Source organism: Sphingobium fuliginis, assembly GCF_015074805.1.
Taxonomy (GTDB): Bacteria; Pseudomonadota; Alphaproteobacteria; order Sphingomonadales; family Sphingomonadaceae; genus Sphingobium; species Sphingobium fuliginis.
This window is the reverse complement of record NZ_CP060036.1, coordinates 305,873-312,500: the sequence shown is the minus strand read 5'-3', so window position 1 is coordinate 312,500 and position 6,628 is coordinate 305,873. Positions and strand designations below refer to the sequence as shown.

General features: G+C 67.0%; 7 protein-coding genes. 1 reads left to right on the top strand and 6 read right to left on the bottom strand.

Features of this window, described 5'->3' with window-relative positions; all coding sequences use genetic code 11:
• Positions 1-29: 29 nt before the first annotated feature.
• The 6 genes from H5V43_RS17710 to H5V43_RS17685 all read right to left on the bottom strand — a co-directional run bounded on the left by H5V43_RS17710 (position 30) and on the right by H5V43_RS17685 (position 6,258).
• Positions 30-2,429 carry a hypothetical protein gene (locus H5V43_RS17710; RefSeq protein WP_025546849.1) on the bottom strand — a complete coding sequence of 800 codons (2,400 nt, stop codon included), beginning with the start codon at positions 2,427-2,429 and terminating at the stop codon, positions 30-32.
• 125 nt (positions 2,430-2,554) lie between these two features.
• Positions 2,555-3,265: an HAD family hydrolase gene (locus H5V43_RS17705; RefSeq protein WP_244968705.1), complete on the bottom strand. Its 711-nt coding sequence runs from the start codon at positions 3,263-3,265 to the stop codon at positions 2,555-2,557.
• Between the two features lie 108 nt (positions 3,266-3,373).
• Positions 3,374-4,201, bottom strand: coding sequence for a DUF3618 domain-containing protein (locus tag H5V43_RS17700; RefSeq protein WP_025546844.1), 828 nt, complete (start codon positions 4,199-4,201; stop codon positions 3,374-3,376).
• Positions 4,198-4,644, bottom strand: a complete 447-nt coding sequence (locus tag H5V43_RS17695) for a phage holin family protein (protein WP_025546842.1) — start codon at positions 4,642-4,644, stop codon at positions 4,198-4,200. Before H5V43_RS17695 ends, H5V43_RS17700 begins: the two co-directional genes overlap by 4 nt.
• Positions 4,641-5,132: a hypothetical protein gene (locus H5V43_RS17690; protein WP_025546840.1), complete on the bottom strand. Its 492-nt coding sequence runs from the start codon at positions 5,130-5,132 to the stop codon at positions 4,641-4,643. The genes H5V43_RS17695 and H5V43_RS17690 overlap by 4 nt, the downstream gene beginning before the upstream one ends.
• A 142-nt stretch (positions 5,133-5,274) precedes the next feature.
• Positions 5,275-6,258 carry a YihY/virulence factor BrkB family protein gene (locus tag H5V43_RS17685; RefSeq protein ID WP_025546838.1) on the bottom strand — a complete coding sequence of 328 codons (984 nt, stop codon included), beginning with the start codon at positions 6,256-6,258 and terminating at the stop codon, positions 5,275-5,277.
• A gap of 68 nt (positions 6,259-6,326) precedes the next feature.
• On the opposite strand from H5V43_RS17685, the gene H5V43_RS17680 reads away from it, so the two are divergent.
• Positions 6,327-6,596, top strand: coding sequence for a hypothetical protein (locus tag H5V43_RS17680; RefSeq protein ID WP_128830658.1), 270 nt, complete (start codon positions 6,327-6,329; stop codon positions 6,594-6,596).
• Positions 6,597-6,628 lie beyond the last annotated feature (32 nt).

Sequence of the window (6,628 nt, the reverse complement as noted above, 5' to 3'; positions counted from 1 at the left end):
CTCACGGACGCAAGCGCTGAACGCGGCTGTCAACCGAGATCGAGTATGACTGCCTGGTCCCTTGCGTCGCGCAGGCGGATGTAGAGTTTGCCGTCCCTTGGCGCCGGGACGGACAGGCTGGAGCCAGTGAAACCCTGCGTGACCATCGTCGGCTTTTCAAAGCCGGGCGCGCCGTCCACGGCCTCGATCAGGAACAGGTCGCGGCCCTTGATCGTGCAATCCTGCGCCTCGCAACTGACGCCATCGATATGCGGCAGGCGGGCGAGCGTCACGAGCGGCTGCCAGTCGCTGGAGCCATCGCCGCGCAACAGGCGGAAGCGCAGCGGACCCGACGCGGGCGCCAGCGCCGCCGGGTCCAGGGTCGCCACCATCACATCCGGGCCGGACAGCCGAAGTCCGCTGGCGCTTCCCAGCCTGACGGATTTCACCCCATCCGCCGAAGCGACCTCCAGCGCATCGTCCGGTCGGAAAGCCGCCCCCTGTTCCGCCCGGACCGAGAAGACCAGCCGCCCGTCGTCAGGCAGCAGATCCTCCCCGGAAAGCTGGAGGCTGCGGCCTGCGCCCATACCTTGCGAAACGCTCCTGCTGAGCAGGGCCAGCCGGGGGCGCGCTTCCTCGACAGTGGCGGCCAGATCGACGGAGCGGCCGTCCTTCAACCGTACCCGCGCCGTCGCCCGATCGCCGGCCTTCAGAGCAGCGCCCTCGCCCTTCGCCAACAGGCTCAACCGGTCCACGGACCCGTCGCGCACCAGTTCACCGGGCGCCAGCACCATCCCGGACAGCTCAACCGCGGCGACCTGATCCAGCCGCTGGCCGGAAAGGACCGCGCTGTTGTCCCCGGCATGCAGGCTGAGCGCGTCCAGCCTGCTGGCCTGGGCATAGGCCTTGAGCGACAGGACGGAAGGCGTGGCGACGCCCTGATATTTGACCTCTATCCTGATGTCGCCGGGCTTGCGGTCGGCCAGTGGAAGGGTGAGGAGCAGGGCGTCCGTCCCCTGCACCTTCCACGGCAGGGACTGGGGCGCGCCGTCCCCCTGCCGCAAGGTCACGCCTTCGACACAGGCAGGCGCTTCGCCGGTCAGGGTCAGGCCATTGTCGCGACCGACCACCAGCGTCGGTTCCTCGCCCGCCACTTTCCACCGCGCGTCGCCGGGCAGTTGAAGCGAGAAGTCCGGTCCCTCGAACCGCTCGAAACCCCAATAGCCGGAAAGATGCCCCTTCACCGTACCCTTGAAGACGGCAGGAAGCGGGTCATTGCCCTTGACCACATAGCCGCCCCGGTCCGCCCGCGCCTCCACGGGCAGGTCTATCGTCTCGCCGCTGGCGGCCGTCAGCTTCACCGTCATGTTGCGCGCATAGGCGGTCGAATAGATGAGCGGCGCGCCCTCGACAGGAAGCACCACGCCGGGACGCGCCGCGCAGATCGGGCCGCTGGCCGCGCTGCGCAGGCGGGGCGGGCTGTCGGCCTCGATCGCGGGCATGCCGACGACCAGCACCGACTTGGGCTTCTGGAACGAGGGCGCCTTGTTGAGCAGCAGCGCGGCGGCATCGTCCCGCCGGACGCTGAGCGTCGGCAGATAGTCGAACTCCGGATTGCTGAACGCGCCGAAAATCTTCGCCAGATCGCGCACCACGCCGATATAGGGGCTGTAGAAGCCATAGCCCGCCTCCCGCGTGGAACTGAGTTGCAGCGCCAGATCGGTGGGCGCGCCGGTCAGGGTCTCTGCAATGGAACTGCTGTGCACGTCAGCCAGCACCAGTTGTTCGCGATTTTCCAGCAGGCAATTGGCCTGAAGCTCGACCACCTTGGACAGGCATTCGTCATTCAGCTTCATCGACAGGCTGCGCGCCAAGGCAGGGGCGACCGAACGCAGATATTCGGGATGGGTGTTTTCCTGCGCCCGGATCGCCGCCATGAAGGCATCCAGCCGCGACCGATCGAGCGAGGCCTGATTGAGTTCCTGCGTCGCGCGGATGAACTCCCCCGGCTTGCCGCGCACCGCATCTTCGATCGTGCCTTCCGCGCCGCCCGTATCCGGCACCAGGAACAGCGTCATCTGCCGCGCGCCCTTCGGCACGGTCAGGCTGAGGCTGTTGTCCTTCGCCTTCTTCTTCCAGGTTTCGGCGGACTTGATCCAATCCTTGGGCGGCGGATTGGTGGCGCCCCGCAGGAAGGTGGAGAGCAGCAGGAATCTTGCGCCCTGGTCCTCCGGCAGGTCGGCCCCGATCGACAGCCTGTCGCCTTCGGCCAGGCTGGGCACCTGCGCAATGGGCAGCACGTCCTTGCCCCGCATGACCGTGATGCGCAGGCCCGGCCCGCCAAGCTCGAACGGTGCGGGATCGGCCGCCCGCACCGATGCGGCCGACAGCGCGATGCCGGCGGCACCGCAAGCCCAGGGCAGGATCTTCCATCGGCTAGGCAGCGGCATAAGGTCCCGGTATCTTCCTGTCAGCGATCCAGATTCCGCTGTCCCACATCGGCTCCCCAATTCCAAGAGCGCGGGCGACGCAACCGGCTTTGCGACGAAGGGTCAGGATCGCGGGACGAGCAGGGTCAGCCCTTCGCCGAGGGCAGGATCATGGCGGCAAGGTCGTGCAGGCTGGGGAGCACCGCCGCGACCAATGCCCGTTCCGCGTCGGTGGGCGGGAGCAGGTCAGGCACCATCACGGTCGCGATGCCGGCCGCCGCCGCCGAACGCACCCCGGCATAGCTGTCCTCCACCGCCACCGCATCGGCAACCGCCACGCCCAGGCGCTTCGCCGCCAGCAGATAGGGTTCGGCATGCGGCTTGGGCCGTTCCACATCGTTGCGCGTCACAACCACGTCGAAATAGTCGAGCAAGCCGGCCTTTTCGAGGCGATGGCAGGCATGGGGCGCCTCGGTCGAGGTCGCGACGGCCATGGGAATGCCTGCCGCGGCAAGCCCGGCCAAAGCCGGTTCGACGCCCGGCCGCTTCGGAATGGCGGCCTCCAACGCCGCCTCGAACAGCAGGTCGCTGTCGGCGTAGAACTGCTCCAGCGGAAAGTCCGCGCCGAAATGCTCCGCCAGCATCACCCGGTTCGCATCGCGGTGAATGCCGACCATGGCAAGCTGCAACGCCTCGGAAAAAGGCCAGCCCAGCGCGGCAGCCGCCTCCGCCATGGTGCGCCGATGCTCCGCTTCGGTATCGAGCAGCGTGCCGTCCATGTCGAAAATCACCGCCTGCACCGGATCGGGCAGGCGGCGGTTGAGGATGGCGGGTTCAGCGCTGGCGAAGGTCGACACTTTCATCGCGCCAATGTGGAGATCAAGCGGCTGTTTTGCGAGTGCATAAACCGCGCGGCCAGATGCAGATCATGCGCATGTGGCGGCGCGGCCTCACCCCCGTCCCGGTCAGTAGGGTTGCCGGGACGCCGAATGTCCACCCTGCTGGAGCGTCGAATCCGCTTTCTCGACAAGCTCGTCCTTCTTTTCGCGCAGCGTTTCGGCCAAAGCGTCCTTCTGCTCGGCCGCCATGCCGCGCGCCTTCTCGCCCAGCGGGCCCAACCTTTCCTGTTCCGTCCGGCTGAGCGGCAGCACCGATCCCAGCGCCGCGCCGACCGCCGCGGCGATCAGGCCGCCGACGAAGGGATTGTCGTCATAAAGGCTGCGGGCCCTTTCGGTGGCCTGCGCGGCCGCATGTCCGGCGGCGTCGCGCGCCTGCCCCGAACCCTGCGCCCAGGCATGGCGCTTTTCCCGGAATTTGTCGGTCAGGTCGTCGAGCCGCTGGCGGAAGCTGCTCTCATCCTCATCGTGCCGGCGTTCGAGCATCAGATAGTTGGCGCGTGCCGCGTCGCGGCGCCGCTGATAGGCGATCGCATCTTCCCCATCGCGAATCTCGATGCCGGACATATGGGCCACATAATCGCGATGGTGCGGATCGACATGGCGGTTGCTTGCCCCAGTGCCGGAGCCGAAGCTGGGGAATGGGGAGTCCTTGTCGCTGATCAGCCAGATCGTGCCGGCGGCGATCAGCCCAAGCGCGATGGGGTTGCGCCGCGCGCCGTCCAGCAGCGTCCGGGCGTCGACATGATGTTCATCCGCCTTGTCCAGCAGGGCGTTGAACAGGTTGCGCGGCGTCAACCGGTCTCCGATCCTGTCGATCGTGCGGCTCATATCCTCCTGCGTGCGGCGGATGTCGCGCTCGATGGCGTCGGGATCTCGGTCAAGCGTGTCGGTCATGGTCTGTGCTCCGGATTAAGGTCGCCGCGCAGGGCGGAGGGTGTGCGTTCCAGCACGTGCTGCGTGCGTTCGGGCGCGAGTTCGGCGGCGCGAACCTTGGCCAGCGCCCCGCGATAGAGGATGAAGGCGACGATCAGGGCGACGATGCCGACGATCAGCGTAGCAAGGCCCAGATGGTCGATGGCGTCGGCCAGCAGATAGGCAAGGCCCATCAGCAATACGCCAAGCCCGGCGATGCCGACCACGGCCGCGACCGCGACCGAGCCGACGGCCAGTTTCACGCTGGTGGCGGATTCCCGCACTTCGGCCTTCAACAAAGCGATCTGCTGTTCGGCCAGATGCGTCCCCTGCCCCATGAGCGCGCGGAGGAGCGAGGCTATGTCCTCGTCCCTGCCACCACCGGCTCCGGCGACGCTGGCGCGGTCCGGTTGCGGGTCGCTCATATCACCCCTCCCGTTCCGGAAGGCGGCACGGGCGTCGTGACGGTCGTATAGGGCTGCGGCTGGGGCGCCGGCGGTGCCATGGCGGCACCTGAGGCGCTGCCGTCCGCCTCCGCCCGGAAGATGCGGCTGGCGGCAAATCCCGCCGCCGCGCAGGCGGTCAGGAAGGTCACGGGATTGTCGCGGGCCAGGTGGCGGATGCTGCCCGCCAGTTCCCGGGAGTCCTTCTGCTCGATGGTTTCGGCAAGGCGCCGCATCTGCTGCGCGCCCTGTTCCAGCGTCGATCTGATCCAGGACGGCATCGCGCCCTCGCCCAGTTCGCCCGCTGCCCGGTCGAGCGCGGCGGAGACCGATTTGGCCTGATCGACCAGCGGGCTCTTGCGCGCGTCCACCTCTTCATGGAGGCGGTCGGTCGCGGCACTGGTCAGGTTTTCGGCATCGTTGCGTAGTTCGCTGCGCAAGTCGTTCCGATCATCGGATGGCGTCTGCATAAGTTCATCTCCTGGGCTGTACGGGATGAACAGTATGAAACTGGCGCGGTTCCGTGCCTTTTCCCTGATTTGCGGTGAATCGATATTTGGACGGAATGTCGAAAGATCATGAATATCGATGATCCTGCAACGAAGATTTGGACTAACCCAATTTGGTAACTTGGGTTGGTCTATCTTCGCCCGCCCGCGTTCCCTGCGCGACATGATCCGCCGCCCAGGCGTTCCTCTGCCCCAGCGGGCGTTCGTCGCCTTCGGTCGTGTCGCGCGCCGTCTGGTGCTCCAGTTCCGAATTGAGTTCCGCGCCGAAGATCAGGATGTAGCTGGACAGATAAAGCCAGGTCAGCAAAATGATGACGGTCGCCAGCGATCCATAGGTGGCCCCGTAATTGCCGAAATTCGCCACATATATTCCAAAGCCGAGCGTCAGCAGCACCCATGCCGCCGCGAAGAACAGGGAACCGGGGGTCAGCCACATCCAGCGAGCGCGGTCGCGCGACGGACCGAAGCGGTAGAGCGTCGCCGCCGCTGCCGCCGCCGCCAGCGCGAGGAGGAGGTAGGACATGAGCCTGGACAGCATGGCAAGGACCGGCGAGGACGGCAGCCAGGCCTCGACATAGGCAAGGACGGTCATGGACAGCAGAGCGAATACGGCCATCGCGACGGCCCCGGCCGTGATGAGAAGCGCCAGCAGGTTCACCTTCACCAGGCCTCGCTTCTCCTCCTCTTCATAGGCGATGTTGAGCGCCGTCACGATCGCCGCCGCGCCATTGCGCGCGCTGAACAGCGCCAGCGCCAGCGCCACCAGCACGCCCAGCCCCTTCTTCCCGCCGGAGGTCTGGACGACATACATCAACTGTTCGCCGATGAAGCGGGCGATGTCCGTGGGCATGACCCGCGTCATCGCCGCCATGTTTTGCGTCACCGTCTGCGGATCGGCAACCAGCCCATAGGTCAGCACGATGGCGCCGAGCAGGGGCAGCAACGCCAGAAAGGCATAGAATGACACGCCCGCAGCGACCAGCCCGACATTGTCCGCCGCGCTTTCCTTCCATGTGCGCATGAGCACGTCCTTCCACGCGCCTGCGGGCATCCGCCAGGGCGAGGTCGCGTCCCGTCCCCTGCTCATGATCCGGTTCCTGCCGATCCGGTCGCGGGCATGGCGGCGGCTTTGCTGATGATGTGCATGGATGTGGAATGGACCGCACCCGGCATTGGTTCCCTGTTCGGCCCGCCATCCCGCCGGGCCGGCAGGCTGCGGATCGCAACGGGATGCGGCAGCGGCCTCCATCCGCGCGCCGCGATCGCCATCGCCTGCAAAGCTTCGCCATCGTCGACGCTGCCCACGATCTCCGCATGCGTCTGGCCGGGCAGAGGCTCACTGTGCCCGATGGCGGTGCGCCGCCGCTACAGGATCGGCTTGCCGCCGATGACGGCAATCGTCACCCCGGCCTTTGCGTCACATAGGTCAGCCGCCCTTCCGGTTGCGCCGCCGGGCG

Excerpts from the sequence above, each read along its gene's own strand:
- H5V43_RS17710 (WP_025546849.1), bottom strand. The coding sequence starts at position 2,429 with ATGCCGCTGCCTAGCCGATGGAAGATCCTGCCCTGGGCTTGCGGTGCC.
- H5V43_RS17700 (WP_025546844.1), bottom strand. The coding sequence starts at position 4,201 with ATGACCGACACGCTTGACCGAGATCCCGACGCCATCGAGCGCGACATC.
- H5V43_RS17695 (WP_025546842.1), bottom strand. The coding sequence starts at position 4,644 with ATGAGCGACCCGCAACCGGACCGCGCCAGCGTCGCCGGAGCCGGTGGT.
- H5V43_RS17690 (WP_025546840.1), bottom strand. The coding sequence starts at position 5,132 with ATGCAGACGCCATCCGATGATCGGAACGACTTGCGCAGCGAACTACGC.
- H5V43_RS17685 (WP_025546838.1), bottom strand. The coding sequence starts at position 6,258 with ATGAGCAGGGGACGGGACGCGACCTCGCCCTGGCGGATGCCCGCAGGC.
- H5V43_RS17680 (WP_128830658.1), top strand. The coding sequence starts at position 6,327 with ATGGACCGCACCCGGCATTGGTTCCCTGTTCGGCCCGCCATCCCGCCG.